The 23,232-nt window shown below is 71.8% G+C and carries 22 protein-coding genes; 13 read left to right on the forward strand and 9 right to left on the reverse strand.

Annotated features, from left to right (window positions below; all coding sequences use genetic code 11):
* The first annotated feature begins 63 nt into the window (after positions 1 to 63).
* From SGA01_RS30850 to SGA01_RS30895, 10 genes are all read left to right on the forward strand, one after another.
* Positions 64 to 1,020, forward strand: a complete 957-nt coding sequence (locus SGA01_RS30850; protein ID WP_141300569.1) for a Rossmann-like and DUF2520 domain-containing protein — start codon at positions 64 to 66, stop codon at positions 1,018 to 1,020.
* Positions 1,020 to 2,090, forward strand: a complete 1,071-nt coding sequence (panC, locus tag SGA01_RS30855; protein WP_141300571.1) for a pantoate--beta-alanine ligase — start codon at positions 1,020 to 1,022, stop codon at positions 2,088 to 2,090. The genes SGA01_RS30850 and panC overlap by 1 nt, the downstream gene beginning before the upstream one ends.
* Entirely contained in the window at positions 2,087 to 3,784 is a 1,698-nt protein-coding gene (locus tag SGA01_RS30860; RefSeq protein ID WP_141300573.1) for an L-aspartate oxidase, read from the forward strand. Before panC ends, SGA01_RS30860 begins: the two co-directional genes overlap by 4 nt.
* Positions 3,781 to 4,812, forward strand: coding sequence for a carboxylating nicotinate-nucleotide diphosphorylase (nadC, locus tag SGA01_RS30865; RefSeq protein WP_141300575.1), 1,032 nt, complete (start codon positions 3,781 to 3,783; stop codon positions 4,810 to 4,812). The genes SGA01_RS30860 and nadC overlap by 4 nt, the downstream gene beginning before the upstream one ends.
* Positions 4,812 to 5,618 carry a type III pantothenate kinase gene (locus SGA01_RS30870; protein WP_055642791.1) on the forward strand — a complete coding sequence of 269 codons (807 nt, stop codon included), beginning with the start codon at positions 4,812 to 4,814 and terminating at the stop codon, positions 5,616 to 5,618. Before nadC ends, SGA01_RS30870 begins: the two co-directional genes overlap by 1 nt.
* A 127-nt stretch (positions 5,619 to 5,745) precedes the next feature.
* The gene (locus SGA01_RS30875) at positions 5,746 to 6,354 is read left to right on the forward strand and encodes a hypothetical protein (RefSeq protein ID WP_167534225.1); all 609 of its coding nucleotides are present in this window, start codon (positions 5,746 to 5,748) and stop codon (positions 6,352 to 6,354) included.
* Between the two features lie 14 nt (positions 6,355 to 6,368).
* Positions 6,369 to 6,548 (forward strand): hypothetical protein, encoded by a 180-nt coding sequence (locus SGA01_RS30880; protein ID WP_055642793.1) that lies wholly within the window; start codon positions 6,369 to 6,371, stop codon positions 6,546 to 6,548.
* A 139-nt stretch (positions 6,549 to 6,687) separates the two neighbouring features.
* Entirely contained in the window at positions 6,688 to 7,122 is a 435-nt protein-coding gene (locus SGA01_RS30885) for a BlaI/MecI/CopY family transcriptional regulator (protein ID WP_141300624.1), read from the forward strand.
* A gap of 10 nt (positions 7,123 to 7,132) precedes the next feature.
* On the forward strand, positions 7,133 to 7,678 hold the full coding sequence (locus tag SGA01_RS30890; RefSeq protein ID WP_141300579.1) for an amino-acid N-acetyltransferase: 546 nt from the start codon (positions 7,133 to 7,135) through the stop codon (positions 7,676 to 7,678).
* Positions 7,679 to 7,834: 156 nt separating this feature from the next.
* Positions 7,835 to 8,167: a histone-like nucleoid-structuring protein Lsr2 gene (locus SGA01_RS30895; protein ID WP_017240029.1), complete on the forward strand. Its 333-nt coding sequence runs from the start codon at positions 7,835 to 7,837 to the stop codon at positions 8,165 to 8,167.
* On the opposite strand, the gene SGA01_RS30900 is transcribed toward SGA01_RS30895, so the two are convergent.
* Positions 8,146 to 8,742: an SCO3374 family protein gene (locus tag SGA01_RS30900; RefSeq protein WP_141300581.1), complete on the reverse strand. Its 597-nt coding sequence runs from the start codon at positions 8,740 to 8,742 to the stop codon at positions 8,146 to 8,148. The genes SGA01_RS30895 and SGA01_RS30900 overlap by 22 nt on opposite strands.
* Before the next feature lie 505 nt (positions 8,743 to 9,247).
* On the opposite strand from SGA01_RS30900, the gene SGA01_RS30910 reads away from it, so the two are divergent.
* The gene (locus tag SGA01_RS30910) at positions 9,248 to 11,770 is read left to right on the forward strand and encodes an ATP-dependent Clp protease ATP-binding subunit (protein WP_055642797.1); all 2,523 of its coding nucleotides are present in this window, start codon (positions 9,248 to 9,250) and stop codon (positions 11,768 to 11,770) included.
* A 72-nt stretch (positions 11,771 to 11,842) separates the two neighbouring features.
* On the opposite strand, the gene SGA01_RS30915 is transcribed toward SGA01_RS30910, so the two are convergent.
* Positions 11,843 to 14,311, reverse strand: coding sequence for an NACHT domain-containing protein (locus SGA01_RS30915; RefSeq protein ID WP_141300583.1), 2,469 nt, complete (start codon positions 14,309 to 14,311; stop codon positions 11,843 to 11,845).
* A 476-nt stretch (positions 14,312 to 14,787) separates the two neighbouring features.
* On the opposite strand from SGA01_RS30915, the gene SGA01_RS30920 reads away from it, so the two are divergent.
* Positions 14,788 to 15,531, forward strand: coding sequence for a M23 family metallopeptidase (locus tag SGA01_RS30920; protein ID WP_141300585.1), 744 nt, complete (start codon positions 14,788 to 14,790; stop codon positions 15,529 to 15,531).
* Between the two features lie 32 nt (positions 15,532 to 15,563).
* Here the strand turns inward: SGA01_RS30920 and SGA01_RS30925 are convergent, their stop codons facing one another.
* Entirely contained in the window at positions 15,564 to 16,121 is a 558-nt protein-coding gene (locus tag SGA01_RS30925) for a TetR/AcrR family transcriptional regulator (RefSeq protein ID WP_055642799.1), read from the reverse strand.
* 97 nt (positions 16,122 to 16,218) lie between these two features.
* Here SGA01_RS30925 and SGA01_RS30930 point away from each other — a divergent pair, with 97 nt between their 5' ends.
* Positions 16,219 to 17,793 (forward strand): MDR family MFS transporter, encoded by a 1,575-nt coding sequence (locus SGA01_RS30930; RefSeq protein WP_141300587.1) that lies wholly within the window; start codon positions 16,219 to 16,221, stop codon positions 17,791 to 17,793.
* Between the two features lie 101 nt (positions 17,794 to 17,894).
* On the opposite strand, the gene cseC is transcribed toward SGA01_RS30930, so the two are convergent.
* From cseC to SGA01_RS30960, 6 genes are all read right to left on the reverse strand, one after another.
* Positions 17,895 to 19,211, reverse strand: a complete 1,317-nt coding sequence (gene cseC, locus SGA01_RS30935) for a two-component system sensor histidine kinase CseC (protein ID WP_141300589.1) — start codon at positions 19,209 to 19,211, stop codon at positions 17,895 to 17,897.
* Positions 19,212 to 19,237: 26 nt separating this feature from the next.
* Positions 19,238 to 19,942, reverse strand: a complete 705-nt coding sequence (cseB, locus tag SGA01_RS30940; protein WP_055642802.1) for a two-component system response regulator CseB — start codon at positions 19,940 to 19,942, stop codon at positions 19,238 to 19,240.
* Between the two features lie 96 nt (positions 19,943 to 20,038).
* Positions 20,039 to 20,776, reverse strand: coding sequence for a hypothetical protein (locus SGA01_RS30945; RefSeq protein WP_141300591.1), 738 nt, complete (start codon positions 20,774 to 20,776; stop codon positions 20,039 to 20,041).
* Positions 20,764 to 21,336 carry a SigE family RNA polymerase sigma factor gene (locus SGA01_RS30950; RefSeq protein ID WP_055642803.1) on the reverse strand — a complete coding sequence of 191 codons (573 nt, stop codon included), beginning with the start codon at positions 21,334 to 21,336 and terminating at the stop codon, positions 20,764 to 20,766. The genes SGA01_RS30945 and SGA01_RS30950 overlap by 13 nt, the downstream gene beginning before the upstream one ends.
* A 158-nt stretch (positions 21,337 to 21,494) precedes the next feature.
* Positions 21,495 to 22,421 carry an iron-sulfur binding domain-containing protein gene (locus SGA01_RS30955; RefSeq protein ID WP_229918252.1) on the reverse strand — a complete coding sequence of 309 codons (927 nt, stop codon included), beginning with the start codon at positions 22,419 to 22,421 and terminating at the stop codon, positions 21,495 to 21,497.
* Between the two features lie 33 nt (positions 22,422 to 22,454).
* On the reverse strand, positions 22,455 to 23,168 hold the full coding sequence (locus SGA01_RS30960) for a phosphatase PAP2 family protein (protein ID WP_141300592.1): 714 nt from the start codon (positions 23,166 to 23,168) through the stop codon (positions 22,455 to 22,457).
* Between the last annotated feature and the right edge of the window lie 64 nt (positions 23,169 to 23,232).

A 23,232-nucleotide genomic window follows, 5' to 3' on the forward strand; every position in this document is an offset into this window, starting at 1 on the left:
GCGTAGCATGACCAGAAATCGTCCGGTACCCGCCGAGGACTGGAACGGAAGGCCGTCCCCATCGTGAACGCATCAGCAGCGCCAGAGCCGCGACCAGAGCCCCGCCCCGAGGACCGTCCCGCCCGGCTCACCGTCGGAGTCGTCGGCGCGGGCCGTGTGGGCCCCGCCCTCGCCGCCTCGCTCCAGCTCGCGGGCCACCGCCCCGTCGCCGTCTCGGCGGTCTCCGACCGCTCCCGGCGCCGCGCCGCCGAGCTCCTGCCCGACGTCCCGGTCGTCGAGCCCGCCCGCGTCCTGGCGCTCGCCGACCTCGTCCTCCTGACGGTCCCGGACGACGCCCTGCCGGGTCTGGTCGAGGGCCTCGCCGACACCGGAGCCGTACGGCCGGGACAGCTGCTCGTCCACACCTCCGGGCGGTACGGCGTACGGGTCCTCGACCCCGCCCGCCGGGCCGGCGCCCTTCCGCTCGCCCTGCACCCCGCGATGACCTTCACCGGCACCGCCGTGGACGTCCAGCGCCTGGCCGGCTGCTCCTTCGGGGTGACCGCGCCCGAGGAGCTGCGGCTCGCGGCCGAGGCCCTGGTCATCGAGATGGGCGGCGAGCCCGAGTGGATCGCCGAGGACGCCCGCCCGCTCTACCACGCGGCCCTGGCCCTCGGCGCGAACCACCTGGTCACCCTGGTGGCCCAGTCGATGGAGCTGCTCCGCAAGGCCGGCGTCGCCGCGCCCGACCGGATGCTCGGCCCGCTCCTCGGCGCCGCCCTGGACAACGCCCTGCGGTCCGGGGACGCGGCCCTCACCGGACCCGTCGCGCGCGGTGACGCCGGTACGGTCGCCGCCCACGTCGCCGAGCTGCGCAAGCACGCGCCCGGCACCGTCGCCGGCTATCTGGCGATGGCCCGCACGACCGCCGACCGGGCGCTCGCGCACGGCCTGCTCAAGCCCGAGCTGGCCGAGGACCTGCTGGGCGTGCTCGCCGCCGACAGCACCACCGCAGCCGACGGGCCGCGAGGAGAAGAGTGATGACCCTGTTCGCCCGCAAGAGCGCCGACGGCGGCAGGCCCGTCCGCCACCAGCCGGCCGAGCTGGTGCCCACGGTCGAGGACCTCGAGGACGCCGCCGCCCACCACGGCCTGCCCGGCGGAAACGCCGTCGTCATGACCATGGGCGCCCTCCACGACGGCCACGCCACCCTGATCCGCGCCGCCCGCGAGCGCGTCGGCGCCCGGGGCTTCGTCGTCGTCACCGTCTTCGTCAACCCGCTGCAGTTCGGCGCCGGCGAGGACCTCGACCGCTACCCCCGCACCCTCGACGCCGACCTGGAGCTGGCCTTCGACGCCGGTGCGAGCGTCGTCTTCGCGCCCTCCGTCGACGAGGTCTACCCGGGCGGCGAGCCGCAGGTCCGGATCACCGCGGGCCCCATGGGCGAGCGCCTCGAAGGCTCCTCCCGGCCCGGCCACTTCGACGGCATGCTGACCGTCGTCGCCAAGCTCCTCCACCTCACCTCGCCCGACCTGGCCTTCTTCGGCCAGAAGGACGCCCAGCAGCTGGCCCTGATCCGCCGCATGGCCCGCGACCTGAACTTCCCGGTCGAGATCGTCGGCGTGGAGACCGTCCGCGAGACCGACGGCCTCGCCCTCTCCAGCCGTAACCGCTACCTGTCGGCCGAGGAGCGCCGTACGGCCCTCGCGCTGTCCGGCGCGCTGTTCGCCGCCCGTGACCGGCTCGCCGCCCAGGAGGCGCTGCGCGCGCGTGCCACCTCCCTGCCGGGCGCCCAGGGCCGGGCCGAGAACCGCGCGGAGGCGCTCTCGCGGCTCGGCGAGGCCCGGGCCGCCGCCGACGCCCACGCGGTCGCGCAGGCGGCCGAGCGCGGCGGCGCCGAAGCCGTCCGGGCCGCGGCCCGCACCGTCCTCGACGACGCGGCGAAGGCCGAGCCGCCGCTCACCCTCGACTACCTGGCCCTGGTCGACCCGGCCGACTTCACCGAGGTCGCCGACGACCACGACGGCGAGGCGGTCCTCGCCGTCGCCGCGCGGGTGGGGACCACGCGGCTCATCGACAACATCCCCCTGACCTTCGGAGCCACCAAGTGACCGGAATACGGCTGCACGCGCCCGCGCCGGGCTGGGCCATCGACGCCGATGTCGTCGTGGTCGGCTCGGGCGTCGCGGGCCTCACCGCCGCCCTGCGCTGCACCGCCGCCGGGCTCCGTACCGTCGTCGTCACCAAGGCCCGGCTCGACGACGGCTCCACCCGCTGGGCCCAGGGCGGCATCGCCGCCGCGCTCGGCGAGGGCGACACCCCCGAGCAGCACCTCGACGACACCCTCGTCGCCGGTGCCGGGCTCTGCGACGAGGAGGCCGTACGGCTGCTCGTCACGGAGGGCCCCGAGGCCGTGCGCCGCCTCATCGCGACCGGCGCCGACTTCGACAAGACCGCCGAGGGCGAGATCGCGCTGACCCGTGAGGGCGGCCACCACCGCCGCCGGATCGCGCACGCCGGCGGCGACGCGACCGGCGCGGAGATCTCCCGGGCCCTGGTCGAGGCGATACGGGACGGGGGAGTGCGCTTCATCGAGCACGCGCTCGTCCTGGACCTCCTGACGGACGCCGAGGGCCGGACGGCGGGTGTGACCCTGCACGTCATGGGCGAGGGCCAGCACGACGGCGTCGGAGCCGTCCACGCCCCCGCCGTGGTCCTCGCCACCGGCGGCATGGGCCAGGTCTTCTCCGCCACCACCAACCCGGCGGTCTCCACCGGCGACGGGGTCGCGCTCGCGCTGCGCGCCGGGGCCGAGGTCTCCGACCTGGAGTTCGTCCAGTTCCACCCGACGGTGCTCTTCCTCGGCGCCGGCGCCGAGGGCCAGCAGCCGCTGGTCTCCGAGGCGGTCCGGGGCGAGGGCGCGTACCTGGTCGACGCCGACGGGGTCCGCTTCATGCTCGGGCAGCACGAGCTGGCCGAGCTCGCGCCCCGCGACATCGTCGCCAAGGCGATCACGCGGCGGATGCAGGAGCAGGGCACCGAGCACATGTACCTCGACGGCCGCCACTTCGGCGCCGAGATGTGGGCGGAGCGCTTCCCGACGATCCTGGCGGCCTGCCGCCTCCACGGCATCGACCCGGTGACCGAGCCGATCCCGGTCGCCCCCGCCGCGCACTACGCCTCCGGCGGCATCCGCACGGACCTGCGCGGCCGGACCACGGTCCCGGGTCTGTACGCGTGCGGCGAGGTCGCCTGCACGGGCGTCCACGGCGCCAACCGGCTCGCGTCGAACTCGCTCCTGGAGGGCCTGGTCTTCGCCGAGCGGATCGCCGAGGAGATCACGGCGGCCGCGCCGCGCGTGCCCGGTGCCGCCGTGCCGCACCCGGTCCCGGTGACCCTGCCCCTGCCGGTCGCCGGTGCCCGCACCCGTATCCAGCGGGTCATGACGGCCGGCGCGGGCGTGCTCCGCTCCGCGGGCAGCCTGCGGGAGGCCGCCGAGGCCCTCGACGCCCTGCACAGCGACGCCCTGGCGGGCGGCAGCGACGACACCAAGTCGGCCGAGCCCGGCGTGGAGTCCTGGGAGACCACCAACCTGCTGTGCGTCGCCCGTGTCCTGGTCGCCGCCGCCCGTCGCCGCGAGGAGACCCGCGGCTGCCACTGGCGCGAGGACCACCCCGACCGGGACGACACGGCCTGGCGGCGGCACCTCGTCGTCCGCCTCACCCCGGAGCGGACCCTCGACGTCCGCACCACCGACACCGCTGACTTCCCCCCGACCGCCGACGCCCCAGGGAGCCGTAAGTGACCACGCCGAGCACGCCCGAGGAGAGTCGTCCCGAGCCCGTGGACGTCCCTCTGATCCAGATCAGCGCCCCCACCGCGGACGCGGAGGCCGGCGGCTGCGGCGACGGCTGCGGCTGCGGCGGTGCCGAGGAGTTCGAGTGCGGGCTCGACCCCGCGCTCGCCGAGCTGCTGGCGGACGCCGGCCTCGACCCCGTACAGGTCGAGGACATCGCCCACCTCGCGATCGCCGAGGACCTCGACGGCGGCGTGGACGTGACGACCGTGGCGACCGTCCCCGAGGACGCCGTCGCCACCGCCGACTTCGCCGCCCGCGAGGCCGGTGTCGTCGCCGGTCTGCGGGTCGCCGAGGCCGTCCTGTCGATCGTGTGCGCGGACGAGTTCGAGGTCGAGCGGCACGTCGAGGACGGCGAGCGCGTCGAGGCCGGGCAGACGCTCCTCAGCGTCACCGCCCGCACCCGTGACCTGCTCACCGGCGAGCGCAGCGCGCTCAACATCCTCTGTCGTCTCTCCGGCATCGCCACGGCCACGCGCGCGTGGGCGGACGCCCTGGAGGGCACGAAGGCCAAGGTCCGCGACACCCGCAAGACGACCCCGGGCCTGCGCGCCCTGGAGAAGTACGCGGTGCGCTGCGGCGGCGGCGTCAACCACCGCATGTCGCTCTCCGACGCGGCCCTCGTGAAGGACAACCACGTGGTGGCGGCCGGCGGCGTGGCGCAGGCCTTCAAGGCCGTACGCGAGCTGTTCCCCGAGGTGCCGATCGAGGTCGAGGTCGACACGATGCACCAGGTCCGCGAGGTCCTGGACGCGGGCGCCGACCTGATCCTGCTGGACAACTTCACCCCGGCCGAGACAGAGGAGGCCGTCGCGATCGTCGCGGGCCGCGCCGTCCTGGAGTCCTCGGGCCGGCTGACGCTGGAGAACGCGGCGGCGTACGCGGCGACCGGCGTCGACTACCTGGCGGTCGGCGGGCTCACCCACTCCTCCCCGATCCTCGACATCGGCCTCGACCTGCGCGAGGTGCGGGCCTGATGCTGCTCACCATCGACGTCGGCAACACGCACACGGTCCTCGGCCTCTTCGACGGCGAGGAGATCGTCGAGCACTGGCGGATCTCCACGGACCCGCGCCGGACCGCCGACGAGATGGCGGTCCTGCTCCAGGGCCTCATGGGCATGCACCCGCTGCTCGGCGTCGAGCTGAGCGACGGCATCGAGGGGATCGCCATCTGCGCGACGGTCCCCTCGGTGCTGCACGAGCTGCGCGAGGTGACCCGCCGGTACTACGGGGACGTGCCGGCGGTCCTGGTGGAGCCGGGCGTCAAGACGGGCGTCCCGGTCATCACCGACAACCCCAAGGAGGTCGGTGCGGACCGCGTCATCAACGCGGCCGCGGCGGTCGAGCTGTACGGCGGTCCGGCGATCGTCGTCGACTTCGGCACGGCGACGACGTACGACGCGGTCACCGCGCGCGGCGAGTACGCGGGCGGGGCGATCGCGCCGGGCATCGAGATCTCGGTCGAGGCGCTGGGCGTGAAGGGCGCCATGCTCCGCAAGATCGAGCTGGCCCGTCCGCGGAACGTGATCGGCAAGAACACGGTCGAGGCGATGCAGTCGGGCATCATCTTCGGCTACGCGGGCCAGGTCGACGGCGTCGTCGCCCGGATGAAGCGCGAACTCGTCGGCCCGAACGGCGACCCCTCCGACGTCACCGTCATCGCCACGGGCGGTCTCGCCCCGATGGTCCTCGGCGAGTCGACGGAGATCGACGAGCACGAGCCCTGGCTGACCCTGATCGGCCTGCGGCTGGTGTACGAGCGGAACGTCTCCCGGATGTGAGGGGCGGGCCGTCCCCGGCTCTCCCGGTGGCGATCATTCCGGCGCGCCGGAATGATCGCTAAGAGAAAATTGTCCGATTAGCGCGTATCGTCGCCCCATGCCCACGCCATACGGATCTCGCGGCGGCATGGCATTCAGTGCGGACGAGCTGCGTGTGCTCCGAGGCGCCCTTGCCATCGCCCTCAACCCTGCCCCCCTCCAGGACGAGGACGTCCAGGACTGCCTGCGCCTGGCCGAATCCGTGGACGAGGCGGTACGCGAGGCCGGCCGGCTGCGCGCCTTCCTCCTCGACGACCTGACCCGCTACCGCGAGGCCCTCCCCGGGTCCCTCGCCGGCTATCTGGGCCTCCTCCGGGACGCCCTGACCGCCGGGTACGACCCCGGGGTCGACGACCTCGCCGCCCTGCGGGCCCTGCGCGCCAACCCCGCCGCCGCCGAGCTGCTCGCCCGCTGCCAGATCCTCGCCGAGCGCTCCGTACGCGCCCGGCTCGCCCGGGTCTCCCAGGCGACGGGCTCCACCGCCCCCGCCACCCGCGTCGGCGTCGGCGCGGCGCTCGCCCCCCGGGCGCGGCTGCTCGCCCTCCCCGGCGGGCGCGCGGCAGCCGGCGAGCCGAAGCCGAACCCGCCGTCCGGCCCCCCGCCCGGCGACCGCCCGGTGCCCAAGCCCTCCGAGGTCTTCCCGCCGCGCCGACGCCCCGTACCGCCGCCCCCGCCCGAGGAGCGGGTCGCCGGATAGCTACTCTGGACGGCATGGACTACGTATCCGCGCTCCTGCCCCCCGTCGTGATGGCCGCGTTCTTCACCGCTCTCGTCGTCGTGATCGTCAAGAGCCAGGGCGGCCCGAACAAGGCCAAGGAGGACGCGGTCGTGGACGCCGCCCTCGCCCGCGCCGAGTCCACCCGCCAGTCGGACGGCACGCCCGCTTCCTGAGGCCCGCTCTCCGCGCCGGCGACACCCCGCACCACCGGGACGTGCGACCTTCCGAGGTCGCGCGTCCTTTTTGTTTTGGTTGTTGCGTTTCCTCACGTAAATGGCCGCTTATCAACTCTTTGCGAACTATGGTGGCACTGTGCCCCGTCCATTGGGAGAGCTTGAGGACGCCGTCATGACGCGCGTCTGGCAATGGAACCGTCCGGTGACCGTCCGGGAAGTTCTGGAAGACCTCCAGCAGGAACGGTCCATCGCCTACACCACCGTCATGACCGTCATGGACAATCTCCATCAGAAGGGCTGGGTGCGCCGGGAAGTCGACGGCCGTGCCTATCGATATACGGCGGTCTCCACCCGGGCCGCTTACTCGGCCGCGCTGATGAACGAGGCCTGGGCCCAGAGCGACAACCCGGCCGCCGCCCTCGTCGCCTTCTTCGGCATGATGTCGCAGGACCAGCGCGAGGCGCTGAACGACGCCATCCGTATCGTCCAGCGTGACAACCCGGTTCCCGCCCCGCCCGAAGAGGCCGTGGTCGACAAGGGTGCCGAGGGATCCGAGGCCGGGGAGCGATAGCGTCCCCCCCATGTCGCCGTCTGCTTCTCCGGCCGCTTCAGCGGCCTCCGCCAAAGCCGTCACCGTACGCAGGGCCCGCACCAGTGATGTGGCCGCGGTCCGCCGTCTCGTCGATCCTTTCGTCCAGCGCGGCATCCTTCTCGACAAGGCGACCGTGACTCTTTACGAGTCCATCCAGGAGTTCTGGGTCGCGGAACGCGACGAGGACGCCACGGTCGTCGGTTGCGGCGCTCTGCACGTGATGTGGGAAGACCTCGCGGAAGTCCGCACACTCGCCGTCGATCCCGACTTCAAGGGCGTCGGCGTCGGACATCAGGTGCTGGACAAGTTGTTGCACACCGCCCGATGGCTCGGGGTGCGGCGGGTATTCTGCCTGACCTTCGAAGTCGACTTCTTCGCGAAGCACGGCTTCGTCGAGATCGGTGAGACCCCGGTCGACGGAGATGTCTACAGCGAGCTCCTCCGTTCCTATGACGAGGGCGTCGCCGAGTTCCTCGGTCTCGAACGAGTGAAGCCGAACACCTTGGGCAACAGCCGCATGCTTCTGCACCTGTGACCCGGAACCCCGCGGCGATCCCGAACCGGATCCCTATGTCCGAATCGCGCACGTTTCCCGTGCCGTCGGGGTTCTGAACCTCTCCCAGGGGTTTGTGTTTTTCCGGGAAAAGCGGTTTCCTTTCCGCGTACTGCATTTTCGATGAAAGGAAATCCGGTGGCACAGAAGGTTCAGGTCCTTCTTGTCGACGACCTCGACGGCGTCGAGGCGGACGAGACGGTGACGTTCGCGCTGGACGGCAAGACCTACGAGATCGACCTCACCACCGCCAACGCGGAAAAGCTCCGCGGCCTGCTCGAGCCGTACACCGCGGGCGGTCGTCGTACCGGTGGCCGCACCACCGGCGGGCGTGGCAAGGGTCGCGTCGCGGCCGGCAGCCCCGACACGGCGAAGATTCGCGCGTGGGCCAAGGAGAACGGCTACGACGTGAACGACCGCGGCCGTGTGCCCGCCACCGTCAAGGCCGCCTACGAGGACGCGAACCGCTGAGGCGACAGCTGCTGAGGTGCCGGGCCACCGGTCCGGACGCTCAGCAGCCGCGCCCGGTGGCACTCAGCGGCGGCGGCGGCCACGAGACGCACCAGGCAGGGGGCGTCCGCACCGCCCCAGGGTGCGGACCGCAGGGCCGGAAGCGAGGACTCGACCTCGCGCCCCGGCACGGGCGCCCGCAGCCAGACCGCGGCACCCGGCGCGCCGGAACCGCCCCGCCCCGGGGGAAGGGGCGCGGTCATCCGGCCGTCGGTGCCCAGGATCGCGAGATCCAGTGAGATCCCGCCCCACTCGAGCCAGTCGAGCAGCCCCGGGACCTCCTCGGCGCTCCCCGCGGCCACGAGCAGCCGCATCCGGCGCCCCATCAGGGCCACCGGACCCGTCCCCGCGCCCATCCGGCGCAGGACGCCACGACCGGCCGTGGCGGGCAGCTCCAGGACGTCGAAACGCAGCCCCGTGACCAGCTGCACCGGGGGGCCTGGCACCGCGGCCCAGCCGAGCTCGTGCTCGTACCACCGCGCCAGACCGCCGTCGCTGTCGAGCGGTGAGCGGGGAGGCGGGACGGTGAAGGCCATACCCGGCGCAACTCCCGCCGAGCCCTCTTGGTTACGCCCCCGGCATGCCCGGGACCCGTTCCGGACAGGTTCCGGACTCACCCCTGGTGACGGACGGTCCCCTTCCGGATGCGCAAGGTGTCCGTGATGAGGCGTACGGACGCATTCGGCAGCGCAAGGTTGTTCGCTGGTAGCGGAGGGAACCGGGGTGTGCCGCATGGAGTGTCAGTGCTTACGGGTAAGACATTCCTAGTGGAGAGGGGCGACTCGCGGGCTTCGGCGTCTCACGTTCGCCATCGGCGTACTCAAGGCGCGGGTAACTACTTGGCCTGCGGGAACATCGTCTCGCACCATCGGGTTGGAGCATTTGTCGGTTGTTCGGCGGCAGGTCTCCCCGCGGAAGAGGGGTGATCCGGACGGATGTCGGCAGTTGGAATGAGCGGTCCCCGCTTGCGGGACTAAGCTGCGGAAGGACAGGGAGGGGATCGACCCCTAACTGACTGACCGCTCTGAGGAGCGATTAACGATGTTCGAGAGGTTCACCGACCGCGCGCGGCGGGTTGTCGTCCTGGCTCAGGAAGAAGCCCGGATGCTCAACCACAACTACATCGGCACCGAGCACATCCTTCTGGGCCTTATCCACGAGGGTGAGGGTGTCGCCGCTAAGGCCCTGGAGAGCCTCGGGATTTCGCTCGAGGCGGTCCGCCAGCAGGTGGAGGAGATCATCGGACAGGGGCAGCAGGCCCCGTCCGGGCACATCCCCTTCACTCCTCGTGCCAAGAAGGTCCTGGAGCTCTCGCTCCGCGAGGCCCTCCAGCTCGGCCACAACTACATCGGCACCGAGCACATCCTGCTCGGCCTGATCCGCGAGGGCGAGGGCGTCGCCGCCCAGGTCCTCGTGAAGCTGGGCGCCGACCTCAACCGGGTGCGGCAGCAGGTCATCCAGCTGCTCTCCGGCTACCAGGGCAAGGAAGCCGCCACGGCCGGCGGCCCTGCCGAGGGCACCCCCTCGACGTCCCTGGTCCTCGACCAGTTCGGCCGGAACCTCACCCAGGCGGCCCGCGAATCCAAGCTCGACCCGGTCATCGGGCGCGAGAAGGAGATCGAGCGGGTCATGCAGGTGCTGTCCCGCCGCACCAAGAACAACCCGGTCCTCATCGGCGAGCCCGGCGTCGGCAAGACCGCCGTCGTCGAGGGCCTCGCGCAGGCCATCGTCAAGGGCGAGGTGCCCGAGACCCTCAAGGACAAGCACCTCTACACCCTGGACCTCGGCGCGCTGGTCGCCGGCTCCCGCTACCGCGGTGACTTCGAGGAGCGCCTGAAGAAGGTCCTCAAGGAGATCCGCACCCGCGGCGACATCATCCTGTTCATCGACGAGCTCCACACCCTCGTGGGTGCGGGTGCCGCCGAGGGCGCGATCGACGCCGCCAGCATCCTCAAGCCGATGCTGGCCCGCGGTGAGCTCCAGACCATCGGTGCGACCACGCTGGACGAGTACCGGAAGTACCTGGAGAAGGACGCGGCCCTCGAGCGCCGCTTCCAGCCCATCCAGGTCGCCGAGCCGTCGCTGCCGCACACCATCGAGATCCTCAAGGGTCTGCGCGACCGGTACGAGGCCCACCACCGGGTCTCCATCACCGACGAGGCCCTCGTCCAGGCCGCGACCCTGGCCGACCGGTACATCTCGGACCGCTTCCTCCCGGACAAGGCGATCGACCTGATCGACGAGGCCGGCTCCCGGATGCGCATCCGCCGGATGACCGCGCCGCCGGACCTCCGCGAGTTCGACGAGAAGATCGCCGGCGTCCGCCGGGACAAGGAGTCCGCGATCGACTCGCAGGACTTCGAGAAGGCCGCCTCGCTCCGCGACAAGGAGAAGCAGCTCCTCGCCGCGAAGGCCAAGCGCGAGAAGGAGTGGAAGGCCGGCGACATGGACGTCGTCGCCGAGGTCGACGGCGAGCTCATCGCCGAGGTCCTCGCGACCGCCACCGGCATCCCGGTCTTCAAGCTGACCGAGGAGGAGTCCAGCCGCCTGCTGCGCATGGAGGACGAGCTCCACAAGCGCGTCATCGGCCAGAAGGACGCCGTCATCGGCCTCTCGCGGGCGATCCGCCGTACGCGAGCCGGTCTGAAGGACCCGAAGCGCCCCGGTGGCTCGTTCATCTTCGCCGGTCCGTCCGGTGTCGGTAAGACCGAGCTTTCGAAGGCTCTCGCCGAATTCCTCTTCGGCGACGAGGACGCGATGATCTCCCTCGACATGTCGGAGTTCAGCGAGAAGCACACGGTTTCCCGTCTCTTCGGTTCGCCGCCCGGATACGTCGGCTACGAAGAGGGCGGCCAGCTCACCGAGAAGGTGCGTCGCAAGCCGTTCTCCGTCGTCCTCTTCGACGAGGTCGAGAAGGCCCACCCCGATATCTTCAATTCCCTTCTCCAGATCCTGGAGGACGGTCGCCTGACCGACTCCCAGGGCCGGGTCGTGGACTTCAAGAACACGGTCATCATCATGACCACCAACCTCGGGACCAGGGACATCTCGAAGGGCTTCAACCTCGGCTTCGCGGCCCAGGGGGACACGAAGTCCAACTACGAGCGGATGAAGGCGAAGGTCAGCGACGAGCTGAAGCAGCACTTCCGCCCCGAGTTCCTCAACCGTGTGGACGACATCATCGTCTTCCCGCAGCTGACGCAGGAGGACATCCTCCAGATCGTCGACCTGATGATCGGCCGCGTGGACGAGCGCCTGAAGGACCGGGACATGGGCATCGAGCTCTCCCAGTCCGCGAAGGAGCTCCTCGCCAAGAAGGGCTACGACCCCGTGATGGGCGCCCGGCCGCTGCGCCGGACGATCCAGCGCGAGATCGAGGACACGCTCTCGGAGAAGATCCTCTTCGGCGAGCTGCGCCCCGGTCACATCGTGGTCGTGGACACGGAGGGCGAAGGCGACGAGCGCACGTTCACCTTCCGCGGCGAGGAGAAGTCGGCCCTGCCGGACGCCCCGCCGATCGAGGCCACGGGCGGCACCGGCCCGAACCTCTCGAAGGACGCGTAAGGCATAGCGCCTGAGCAAAGGGGCGGCCCCGGAACCTGATGGTTCCGGGGCCGCCCCTTTTCCCGTTTCCCGTCACGTGTCGTTCGGCGCCCGGAGTTTCGCGTGGGGCAGCAGCGGTGCGAGGAGGGCGAGGCCGCGCTCGGTGAGCCCCGCCCTGATGTCCAGGAACGCCGGCCGCAGACCGAGCCGCACGAGTGCGGCGGCCTGCTCGTCGGTCTGGACGGTGTACTCCAGCTCGGCCTGGTCGAGTCGCCCGATGATCTCCTCGGCGTACTGATCCGTGTCGAAGCGGAACCATGCCCAGACGAGCTGGGACTGGACCCGGAGGGACGGATGGCCGGTGAACCGGGACAGATAGGGGATGGCCGCGTCGGAGGCGACGAAGGTCGCCGTCGTCACGACCAGCCACGCGTCCTCGTCGCTCAGCCCCTCGGGGCCGGGCAGAAGGTCGAGGACCAGGTGCCCCACCGCGGCCAGCGCCCGTGCTTCGCTCACGGTGCGCGGCGGGATGACCCTGGCCGTGCGGGCCAGCAGCTCCTCGCGTATCTCCGGGGCCACCTCCGTCGCGTGTTCCAGGGCCGTCGCCGCCAGGATCACCAGCCGTAGCCGGACCCGCCGGTCCTCGGCCGCGTCCGCCGCCGACAGCAGTTCGCGGAGGATCTCCGCGCACTCGCGCGGGCGGGCGTGGCCCACGGCCATGCGGAGGACGTCCTCCCACTGGTCGTCCGTCGCGTGCCGTACCAGGACGCCGATGTCCCAGCGGTCCACGAGGGCCTTGGCCGCCAGGTAGTCCTGGAAGGTGCGGTGGACGAACTCGACCGTGTCGGCCGTCGGCTCGCGGAGGAGGCCGCTGCGGTGGAGGAGGTGGGTGAAGACCGCGTCGGGGTCGTACGCCGAGGCCTCCTGGACCGCCGGGACGGCCTCCGTGACGATCGACTTCGCGTGGGCGCGGTCCAGCGTCGTCCGGCCGTTGAGCGTCAGCCAGTACGCGAGCCGCTGGATCAGCTGGATCTGCGGTGCCTCGTCGAGCACGAGCCCGGACGGGGCGCCCATGTCCCGCTCGCGGTCGCGGCGGGAGAGGAGCATCGACAGGGCGGCCTCGTAGAGCGCCTTGCGGCCGCGGGGAAGGAAGCCGCGCCGGTCGCGGTGCAGGGCGCAGACGAGACCGCACATCAGGGGGTTGGTGGCGAGCTCGGCGACGTGCTCGGCGGTGCGGAGGGCGTCGAGGAGCGGCTGCTCGTACGGCTCCGCCTCCGCCCCGGCCGCCCGGTGCCAGCGGCGTACGAAGGTGGTGACCTCCGCGCCGGTCATGGGGGAGAGCGTCAGCTCGGTGAAGCCCTCGGGGGCCAGCCAGTCGTCCCGTACGGCCGTGGGGCGCGAGGTCACCAGCCAGCGGTTGCCCTCGTACGTGTCGAGGAGACCGCGGAGCCACTCGCGGGCCCGGCCGCGCTCGGCCTCGGGGATCTCGTCGATGCCGTCCACGAGGACCAGGCCCCGCCCGGCGGCCAGGACCCGGTCGGCCCAGCCCTCGGGCGCGGTGAGCGGGCAGCCGGCGGCGGAGAGGAAGCCTTCGGGGGAGGGGAGCCGCTCGCCGTGGCGGGTGAGGGCGCGCAGGGGGAGGACGAAGGGGACGCGGCCGTGGAGGTAGCCCATGCCGTCCGCCGGCTTCTCCGCCGCCGCGGAGGTCGTCAGCCACTGGACGAGCGTCGTCTTGCCCGCGCCGGCCGGTCCCCGCAGGAGGACCTTGTCGTGGCGGGCGAGCGCGAGGTCGGCGCGAGTGACGGTCCGGTCCTGCTCCTGGGGATGGGGGCGGTCCGCCGGGTCGGCACTCCCCGTCGCCTCCAGCGACAGGTACGCCACGTCCAGCGGCCACCGGTCCGATGAGTCGTGCAGGTCGATGCCGTAGATGGTGAGGCGGCCGTGCTTCTTCGCCAGGTGGGAGAGATAGCGGCGTTCGAACTCCGTGTCCCGGCCGTCGGCGCGCGGTGTCCGGCGGATGACCTCGTCGATCTTCGCGATGAGTTCCGTCTGGCCGCGCGTCTGCTCCACCAGGCTGCGGGCGACGAACGTGGAGCGTTGGGTGAAGAACTCCAGGATGTGGAGGCAGGCCCACTCGGTCATCGACTCCAGGTAGAGGACCGAGTCGGTGGAGAGGCCGTCGGGGGCCGGGGCCGCCGCCCGCAGGCGCTGGGCGAGGGTGCGGTGGCCGAGACGGACGGCCTGGACATCGTCCATGTCGAGGTCGCCGAGGGCGAGGAGGGTCGTCCCCAGGGTGTGGGCGACGGCCTCGGTCTCGTCGGCGGGGAAGGGGGCCTCGCCGGGCCCGCCGGCCGAGCGCTCGACGAGGGCGGCGGCGAGCTTCCGGACGTCCTTCTCCGTGAGCGTGCGCTTCTCGCCGCGGAAGGAGACCAGGGAGGAGAGCCGCACGGCGCGGGCCCCGCCCGTGAGCCCTGCGCCCGGACCGTCGCTGACCAGCAGTTTCTTCAGAAGTGGGCTGATCGCCGCCGAGGCGAGCCGGGTGCCGATGAGTGCCGGTTCCATGTCTGTCCCCCTGAAGATCCCCGAATCCGCCAGCGTAGTGCGGGACGGCCTTTCCGACGGGCTGGTTGCGTGACCCAGGTCCCATTGGCAGCCGCCGGCTGGTGACAAGGCGCACAGGCGTTTCGAGGGGTACTAACCGGAATAGTGGCGACCTTTGGTGGTGATTCGGGACGTTTAGTGATCAACCGGGGGGTCTTTGGTCCCGCAGGGTCCCGAACCGGGCGCTGCGCGGCCTTTCGGGCAGTTCCGGGCCCCCGTGGCATGCGGATAAACCGTTTCTCTTGTGGCGGTATGTCCGGTTTCAGGAGTTGAAGCCAAGGCCGTCAAGGGTCGATCTCCCCCGGAGATCGCTACGACGCAATGTCGTAGATGGGGTGTTTTGGGATGGCCGGGGGTCCGGGTTACCAAGGATGAGCAAGCCCGGCGCAGAGCACTGTTCGCGTCGGGTCCCGTACTTCCCGGAGGTTTTCCCCCGTATGTCGAAGCGCGTCATGAACCCCGCCACCCGTACCGCCGCCGTCGCCCTCGCCGCCGCGGGTCTGGGAGCGTCGCTGGTGGCCGGAGCAGGGTCCGCCTTCGCCGCCGAGGGCAAGGCCGTCGCCCCGGTCGCCGTCACCGCCTCGGCCGCCGTCGCGGCCCAGGCCGAGACCCAGGCCCACGTGGCCGCCCAGGTGAAGGCCGCCGCCGCCAAGGCCGCAGCACAGAAGGCCGCCACCGTGAAGGCCGCCACCGTGAAGGCCGCCACCGCGAAGGCCGTCGCCGTGAAGGCCACCCCGGTGAAGGCCGCCAAGAAGGCGACCCCGTCCTGGGTCAAGCCGGTCGTCTCGTACACCCTGAGCGCCAGCTACAACCAGGGCGGCGCCATGTGGGCCCACAAGCACTCCGGTCAGGACTTCGCCGTCCCGACCGGCACCCCGGTCAAGGCCGCGGGCGCGGGCACCGTCGTGAAGGCCGGCCCGAACGGCGGCGGCGACGGCCCGGCGTACGGCAACGCGATCGTCGTCAAGCACGCCAACGGCAAGTACTCGCAGTACGCCCACCTGTCGAAGATCAAGGTCAACGTCGGCCAGAAGGTCGCCGCCGGTCAGCAGATCGCCCTCTCGGGCAACACCGGCAACTCCTCCGGCCCGCACCTGCACTTCGAGATCCGCACGACCCCGAACTACGGCTCCTCCGTGAACCCGGCCGCCTTCCTGCGGTCCCACGGCGTGAGCATCTGAGTCCCGCCGCGGACTCTCCCCGGTAACTCCCGCTAGCCGGCCCTGTGGGCCTGGCTCAGCAGATCGAGGGCGACCTCGAGGACGGCTTCGTGCTTCTCCTCGGAGTCGCCCTCGACGTTGTCCAGGAAGAACATCCCCGCGTGCAGGGTGAAGATCGCACTCACGCACCGCACCCGGTCGATGACGGCGAAGTCCTCCTCCTGGATCAGGCCGCTCAGCTCGAGCATCCGCTCCTTGAAGGTCAGTCCGATGCTCAGCTCGCGGACGGCCGCCTGGTTCTCCTGCATGAAGCGGAACAGCGGGTAGGCGCTGAGCAGGGACGCCTGGTAGCGGCGCAGGATCTCCTCCCGCACCTCCAGCGTGCGCGGCTGCTCCCGCGCCCAGTCGATCAGCTCGTCCACGGGCCGGGTGAGGTCCTGGAAGATGCCGATGATGATGTCTTCCTTGGTCTTGAAGTGGTAGTAGAGCGCGGCCTTGGTGACGTCGAGGTGCTCGGCGATCTCGCGCAGCGAGGTCTTCTCGTACCCCTGCGCGGCGAAGAGTTCCAGGGCCACGTCCTGGATGCGCTGGCGGGTGTTGCCTCGGGCCATGGCTGCTCTCCCACTTTTACTTACTTGACGACCGGCAAGTTACGGGTCTACCGTCCCCATCCTAGTAACTAGCCGGGCGGCAAGTAAGGGGATGGCGATGGCGAACGACGGGACAGTGCAAGCAGCGGAGGAGAAGGCACCCCCGGCGCGCAGCGTCCGTGTCGTCCTCCTCGCCCTGATGATCGCGATGCTGCTCGCGATGCTGGACAACATGATCATCGGCACCGCGATGCCGACGATCGTCGGCGAGCTCGGCGGCCTGGAGCACCTCTCCTGGGTCGTCACCGCCTACACCCTGGCCACCGCCGCCTCCACCCCCCTCTGGGGCAAGCTCGGCGACATGTTCGGCCGCAAGGGCGTCTTCCTCACCTCGATCGTGATCTTCCTGATCGGCTCGGCGCTCAGCGGCATGGCCCAGGACATGGGCCAGCTCATCGGCTTCCGCACGATCCAGGGCCTCGGCGCCGGCGGCCTCATGGTCGGCGTCATGGCGATCATCGGCGACCTGATCCCGCCCCGCGAGCGCGGCAAGTACCAGGGCATGATGGCCGGCGTCATGGCCCTCGCCATGATCGGCGGACCGCTCGTCGGCGGCACCATCACCGACCACTGGGGCTGGCGCTGGTCCTTCTACATCAACCTGCCGCTCGGCGCCGTCGCCCTCGCCATGGTCACCACCGTCCTGCACCTGCCGAAGAAGCAGCGCGCCACGGGCACCCGGATCGACTTCCTCGGCGCCGGACTGCTGACCGTCGGCATCACCGCGATCGTCCTCGTCACCACCTGGGGCGGCACGGAGTACGCCTGGGGCTCGGCCACCATCGTCGGCCTCGCGGTCGGCGGAGCGGCCGCCCTCGCCGCCTTCCTGTGGGTGGAGACCAGGGCCGAGGACCCGATCATGCCGCTGCACATCTTCCGCAGCCGCAACTTCACCCTGATGTCCCTGATCGGCTTCATCACCGGCTTCGTGATGTTCGGCGCGGTCCTCTACCTGCCGATCTTCCAGCAGTCCGTCCAGGGCGCCTCGGCGACCAACTCGGGCCTCCTGCTCCTGCCGATGCTGATGGCGATGATGGTCGTCTCGCTGCTCGTCGGCCGGTTCACCACGAGCACCGGCAAGTACAAGGTCTTCCCGATCGTCGGCGGCGCCCTGATGGTGACGGGCCTCTTCCTGCTCTCCACGATGGACACCGGCACCTCGCGGCTGGTCTCCGGGGTCTGGATGGCGGTCCTCGGCGCCGGCATGGGCTTCCTGATGCAGATCACCATGCTCGTCGCGCAGAACAGCGTCGAGATGAAGGACATGGGCGTCGCCTCCTCCTCCACCACCCTCTTCCGGACGCTCGGCTCCTCCTTCGGCGTCGCGATCATGGGCGCGCTCTTCACGAGCCGGGTGCAGGACGAGATGGCGGCGCGCGGCGGGTCCGGGCTCACCGAGCGGACCGCGCAGCTCGACGCGGCGAGCCTCGCCAAGCTGCCGGAGTCGCTGCGCGAGGCCTACCAGTACGCGGTCTCCGTCGGCACCCACTCCGCCTTCCTGGTCGCCGCGGCGGTCTCCGTCCTCGGCTTCGCCCTCGCCTTCTTCGTCAAGGAGGTGGCGCTGCGCGGCGCGGGACCGGAGCCGAAGGCGACCGCGGGCGAGGACGCCCCGAAGGTCGCCGAGACGGTCTGAGCAGGATCCTCGGGTACGACGGTGGGGCCGGACCCGAAAGGGGTCCGGCCCCACCGTCGTACCCGCTCCACAGCCGGCCTGTGAGCCGGCCGGCCGTCCGGTCAGTTCGACAGCCTCAGCATGGGAAAGCTGCCCGTGTTCGTCGGCGCGTGGTCCGGCAGCCACAGCACCGCGATGGCGCCGCCCACGCCCCCCGGGGCCGCCGCCGACGCCACGTTCCGGAAGGTCAGCCGGGCGCCGAGCACCCGCGCCTGGCCCGCCGCGATCGTCAGCCCCAGGCCGTGGCCCTGGCCCGCGCGGTCGCTCGTCCCCGTACGGAAGCGGCTCGGGCCCTCCTTGAGGAGCGCCTCGGGGAAGCCCGGACCGTGGTCACGGACCCGGACGACCCGGCCCTCGACGGTGACCTCCACCGGCGGCTTGCCGTGCTTGGCGGCGTTCGCGAGCAGATTGCCCAGGATGCGCTCCAGGCGGCGCGGGTCGGTGTTCACCCAGGAGTCGTGGACGACCCGGACGACGACGTCGGGGTCGAGCGCCCGCACCCGCCGCTCGACGAACTCGCCGAGCGCGATCTCCTGGAGCTCGGCCCGCTCCGACGCGCTGTCGAGCCGGGCCACCTCCAGGACGTCCTCGACCAGCGTCCGCATCGCCTGCGCCCGGTCCCGGACGAGCTCGGTCGGCCGCCCCGGAGGCAGCAGCTCGGCCGCCGTGAGCAGCCCGGTCACGGGGGTGCGCAGCTCGTGCGCGATGTCCGCGGTGACCCGGCGCTCGGCCTCGATCCGCTCGTTCAGGGCGTCGGTCAGGGCGTCGACCGCCCGGGCCAGCTCGTCGGTCTCGTCCCGGACGACCCCGCCGATCGCGTCCCGTACGCGTACGTCCGTGTTGCCCTGGGCGACCCGCCCGGCCGCCGCGGCGGCCTTCCGCAGCCGCCGCGAGAGCTGGCCGCCGATGAGCACGCCGAGGGCGCAGCCGCCGAACACCACGGAGACCGAGCCGATGACGAGCGCCCGGTCCAGATCGTTCATGATCGCCGTGCTGCGGTCGGCGAAGGGGATGTGCAGCGACAGGACGTCGCCGTTGGCGAGCGGCACCGCGGCCCACACGTCGGGCGGCCCGCCGTTCCGGTGCTCCTGCACGAAGGTGCCGCGCCGCCGGTCCCGCATCAGCTGGTCGAGCTGGGCCGGCAGCGCCGGGTCGTTGATCTTCGTGCCGAAGCGGGGCTCCTTCGGCTTCGACGTCTCGTACATCCGCTGGGCGAAGAGCAGCCGCTCCATCTGCACCTCGCGCGCGTTGTCGAGCATCGAGATACGGGCGGCGTTGTGCACGACCACGCTCAGCGTGACCGCGATGAGCGCGCCGACCGCCGCGATGGCGACGGCGATCTTCCAGCGGACCCCGGTACGGAGGGCCAGCGGTTTCACGGGTCGGAATGACACCCTCTGGCCCTCTAGCCCTTGAGCTTGTAGCCGAAGCCCCGGACCGTCTCGATCCGGTCCTGGCCGATCTTGGCGCGCAGTCGCTGCACATGGACGTCCACCACCCGGGTGTCGCCGCCCCAGCCGTAGTCCCAGACCCGCTCCAGGAGCTTGTCGCGGGACAGCACCGTGCCCGGAGCGGACGAGAACTCCAGGAGCAGCCGCATCTCGGTCGGGGTCAGGGCCACCTGCGCCCCGTCCTTGCGGACCTCCATGCCCTCGGTGTCGACCTCCAGGTCGCCGAAGGCGAGCAGCCCGCCGCTGTCCGCCGACTCGTCCCCGTGCTCGCCGGGGCCGGAGCCGCCCGCGTGCCCGAAGCGCCGCAGGACGGCGCGGATGCGGGCCATGAGGACGGAGCCGTCGAAGGGCTTCGTGACGTAGTCGTCGGCCCCGGCCTCCAGGCCGAGGACGACGTCGATCGAGTCGGCGCGCGCCGACAGCATGATCACCGGCACGGTCGACTCGTCACGGATGCGGCGGCAGAGGCTGACGCCGTCCATGCCCGGCAGCATCACGTCGAGGAGGGCGATGTCCGGCCGCTGCGCCCGGAAGGCGTCCAGGCCGGAGAGCCCGTCGGGCATCGCGGTGACCCGGAAGCCGTCCCGCTCCAGGGCGAGCTGGGTGGCCTCACGGATGACGTCGTCGTCCTCGACGAACAGGACATGTGTTTCGGCCATCGTGCGTGCCCTTCGGGGGTCTGTGCTGCTGGGTGGTGCGGGTGGTGCAGGTGGCGCGGGTGGTGCGGTGTCGTGGCCACTCCGCGGCCAGGACGGTCAGCTCGCGTCGGTGGGTTCGCTCGGCGCCGGCTCCACCGCGGCCTCGCCGTCCCCGACGGCGCGGCTGTAGTCGTTGTGCACCCAGTCGTGCTGGGTGAACTTGTTCCCCGACCAGCGGTACGTGATCACGTCCTCGCCCGAGGGATACGCGACCGGGTCGCCCTTGGCGTACACCTGCTTGGTGACGATCAGATCGCCCCGGTCGATCGTCCCGTAGACCGCAGCGTCCTCCGCCATGAACACGTTCTCGTACCGGTCGCTGTGCTTCCGGTAGACGTACGTGCCGATGCCGACGGCATCGCCGCAGGTCATCACATTGACGACGACATCGGGTGCGGCGCTGCCCGTGAGGTTCCCGTAGGAGGCGTCGACCGGGTACGCGTCCGCGACGCACGGCTTCAGATCGTCCTTGAGCCGCTCGCCGATCTTCGGGTCGTCCTTGAGCAGCGCGATCGGATCCACCCGCTCGGCGGACTGCGGACCGGTGGACGCGGCGGGGGAGGAGGGGCTGGGCGCCGCCGCGGCGGTCTCGTCGACGCGGGCAGCGCCCTCGTCGCGGGAGCCCGTGCCGCCGGTGGAGCAGGCGGCGACGGACAGCCCGACGGCGACGAGCCCGGCCACCGCCGTGACGCTCGCCGCCTTGACGGTACGGCGAGGGCGGCGCCGCCCGGTGCCGTACCGGTCGTCGCCGCCGTGTTCTCTGCCGTCGTCGGTTTCGGCGTCTAGGCCGCGCACCGCCCCCGCCCCCCTTCGTGACCTCGTACGTCCGCCCGCTCTCCCGTCCGGCCCAGGGCGCGGGCGTCGAGGTCGCGGCTCTCCAGCTCCTGACGGAGCCGGGCCAGCGCGCGGTGGAGCGTCGACTTCACCGTACCCGTCGACATCCCGAGCGCGGCGGCCGTCTCCTCGGTGCTCATCTGCTCCCAGTGGCGCAGGACGACGACGCTGCGCTGCTTCGGCGCGAGCACCTTCAGGATGTCCATGAGGAGGGCCCGGTCGGCGTGCTGCTCGGTCGGGTCGTCCACGCTCGCGTCGGGCAGCTGCTCGGTGGGGACCTCTTCGAGCTTGCGGGAGCGCCACCACTCGGTCCGGGTGTTGATCATGACCCGGCGCAGGTAGGCGTCGGCGAGGGACTTGTCGGCGATGCCGTCCCAGCGGCCGTACGTCCTGGCCAGCGCGGTCTGGAGGAGGTCCTGGGCGTCGACCGGGTCGGGTACGAGACGACGGGCACTGCGCAGCAGCGCGTCCTGCCGCGTGCGTACGTACTCCTCGAAGTCGAGCACCTCTCCGTGCCTCATCCGAACCGCCTCCATCCCCGTGACCAGCCATTTCCTCGTGTCGTGGACGACGCTACGGAGGCTGTGTCACGGGGCTGTGCGGGGCAGCCGTCGGTGGACGCACGGCTACCCATCGGTTGTGTAACAGAGGGAACGGAGGAGGTTTCGCCGCGGCTGCCTCAGGAGAGCGGCAGGCGGTACAACCCGTCCTCCAGCGGCTCGACGAGACCGTCCGCGACCAGGCCGTCCAAGGCCCTGGTCCGCTGCATCGGCTCGTCCCAGACCGCGTCCAGCGCCGCCTGCGCCACCGGGTCCGTCGACTCGCGCAGCACCGCGAGCAGCCGGCCCCGTACCTGCCGGTCCGTGCCCGCGTACGTCTGGCCGCGCCGCGGCGGGCCGTCGTGCGCCGGCTTGCCCGCCAGCTGCCACGCGCAGCGCTCGGCGATCGGGCAGCGCCCGCAGTCCTCGTTCCGCGCCGTGCAGACCAGCGCGCCCAGCTCCATCGAGGCGGCGGCCCAGCGGGAGGCCGTCGCCTCGTCCTCCGGGAGCAGCGCCCGGGCGAGCCGGCGCTCGGCGGCCGTGGTCGCGTTCGGCGGGTACTGCACGCCGGTCGCCGCCCGCGCGAAGACCCGGCGCACATTGGTGTCCAGGACCGCGTGCCGCTGCCCGTACGCGAAGGAGGCCACCGCGGCCGCCGTGTACTCGCCGATCCCGGGCAGCGAGAGCAGCTGACCGTGGTCGCGGGGGACGTCGCCGCGGTGCCGTTCCGTTATGGCCGTGGCCGCCGCGTGCAGGCGCAGGGCCCGGCGCGGATAGCCGAGCCTGCCCCAGGCGCGGACGGCCTCGCCGGGGGCCTCGGCGGCCAGGTCGGCGGGGCGCGGCCAGCGCGCGAGCCACTGCTCGTAGACCGGAAGGACCCGGACGACGGGCGTCTGCTGGAGCATGAACTCGCTGACCATCACCCCCCAGGCTCCGGCCTCGGGACGGCGCCAGGGCAGGTCACGGGCGTGCCGGTCGAACCAGGCGAGGACGGGCCCGTGCAGTTCCGGCGGGAGGGAGGGGGCCACTGGGGCCGGGGGACCGGGGGGAGTGTCGATGGAAGTCATGGCACCTCCGATCCTGGCACGTCCGCGACGGGATCAGCGCGCGCCGTGGCGCGAGCGCTCGGGCCGGTCGGCGTGCGGGGAGGCGTACGGGGAGGCGTGCGCGTGCGAAGAGGCGTGCGGGGCGGCGTGCGCACGGGGTCCGCGCCCCGCGCACCACACGACGGCCGAGCTCCGGCTCGACCTGGCCGTCTCCACCAGCGACCGCACCGGCCGCTCCGCCGCCCGCATGACGAGGAAGGCGACCAGGGCGCCGAGCAGCACGCCGGCGGTCACGTCGTGCGGGTAGTGCACGCCGACGAAGACCCGCGAGAACGCCATGAGCAGCGCCATCGGCACGGTCAGCCAGACCATCCCGCGCCAGGACAGGGCGAGCGCGACGGCGGCGGCGCCCGCGATGGCCGAGTGGTTGCTCGGGAAGGACCAGTCGCCGTACGGCGGGCACTCCACGAGCGCGGCGGGCGCCCCGAGGACCGCCCGGCACGGCCGCTCCTCGTCGATCAGCGACTTCAGCCCCTCGCTCACCACGTAACCGAAGGCGGTGGCGAGCGGGGCGAGCAGCGCGAGCGCCATCAGCCGGCTCGATCCGTCCCGGGAGCGCCACCAGCCGGCCAGGAACAGCACGCCGAAGAGCAGCAGCCCCGCCTCGGTCCACACCTCCGCGAGCCACTGGAACCAGTGCGGGGTGGAGTGGGCGAAGTCGGCGACGTCGAGGTAGAGCCGATCGGAGAGGTCGAGGAGGGAGTCCATGGTGGATGACGCTAACCGGAATTCGGAGCTCGTCGCCCCGGGCCAACGACCAGAGCGACCCCCG

It is taken from the genome of Streptomyces gardneri, assembly GCF_006539185.1.
Taxonomy (GTDB): Bacteria; Actinomycetota; Actinomycetes; order Streptomycetales; family Streptomycetaceae; genus Streptomyces; species Streptomyces gardneri.

What these genes read in the sequence shown, in the direction of transcription:
- SGA01_RS30890 (WP_141300579.1), top strand. Translation starts at nt 7,133, where the DNA reads ATGTCGCCGTCTGCTTCTCCGGCCGCTTCAGCGGCCTCCGCCAAAGCC.
- SGA01_RS30955 (WP_229918252.1), bottom strand. Translation starts at nt 22,421, where the DNA reads ATGACTTCCATCGACACTCCCCCCGGTCCCCCGGCCCCAGTGGCCCCC.
- SGA01_RS30920 (WP_141300585.1), top strand. Translation starts at nt 14,788, where the DNA reads ATGTCGAAGCGCGTCATGAACCCCGCCACCCGTACCGCCGCCGTCGCC.
- SGA01_RS30950 (WP_055642803.1), bottom strand. Translation starts at nt 21,336, where the DNA reads ATGAGGCACGGAGAGGTGCTCGACTTCGAGGAGTACGTACGCACGCGG.
- SGA01_RS30875 (WP_167534225.1), top strand. Translation starts at nt 5,746, where the DNA reads ATGGCATTCAGTGCGGACGAGCTGCGTGTGCTCCGAGGCGCCCTTGCC.
- SGA01_RS30910 (WP_055642797.1), top strand. Translation starts at nt 9,248, where the DNA reads ATGTTCGAGAGGTTCACCGACCGCGCGCGGCGGGTTGTCGTCCTGGCT.
- SGA01_RS30925 (WP_055642799.1), bottom strand. Translation starts at nt 16,121, where the DNA reads ATGGCCCGAGGCAACACCCGCCAGCGCATCCAGGACGTGGCCCTGGAA.
- cseB (WP_055642802.1), bottom strand. Translation starts at nt 19,942, where the DNA reads ATGGCCGAAACACATGTCCTGTTCGTCGAGGACGACGACGTCATCCGT.
- SGA01_RS30915 (WP_141300583.1), bottom strand. Translation starts at nt 14,311, where the DNA reads ATGGAACCGGCACTCATCGGCACCCGGCTCGCCTCGGCGGCGATCAGC.
- SGA01_RS30870 (WP_055642791.1), top strand. Translation starts at nt 4,812, where the DNA reads ATGCTGCTCACCATCGACGTCGGCAACACGCACACGGTCCTCGGCCTC.
- SGA01_RS30930 (WP_141300587.1), top strand. Translation starts at nt 16,219, where the DNA reads ATGGCGAACGACGGGACAGTGCAAGCAGCGGAGGAGAAGGCACCCCCG.
- SGA01_RS30960 (WP_141300592.1), bottom strand. Translation starts at nt 23,168, where the DNA reads ATGGACTCCCTCCTCGACCTCTCCGATCGGCTCTACCTCGACGTCGCC.
- SGA01_RS30880 (WP_055642793.1), top strand. Translation starts at nt 6,369, where the DNA reads ATGGACTACGTATCCGCGCTCCTGCCCCCCGTCGTGATGGCCGCGTTC.
- SGA01_RS30900 (WP_141300581.1), bottom strand. Translation starts at nt 8,742, where the DNA reads ATGGCCTTCACCGTCCCGCCTCCCCGCTCACCGCTCGACAGCGACGGC.
- panC (WP_141300571.1), top strand. Translation starts at nt 1,020, where the DNA reads ATGACCCTGTTCGCCCGCAAGAGCGCCGACGGCGGCAGGCCCGTCCGC.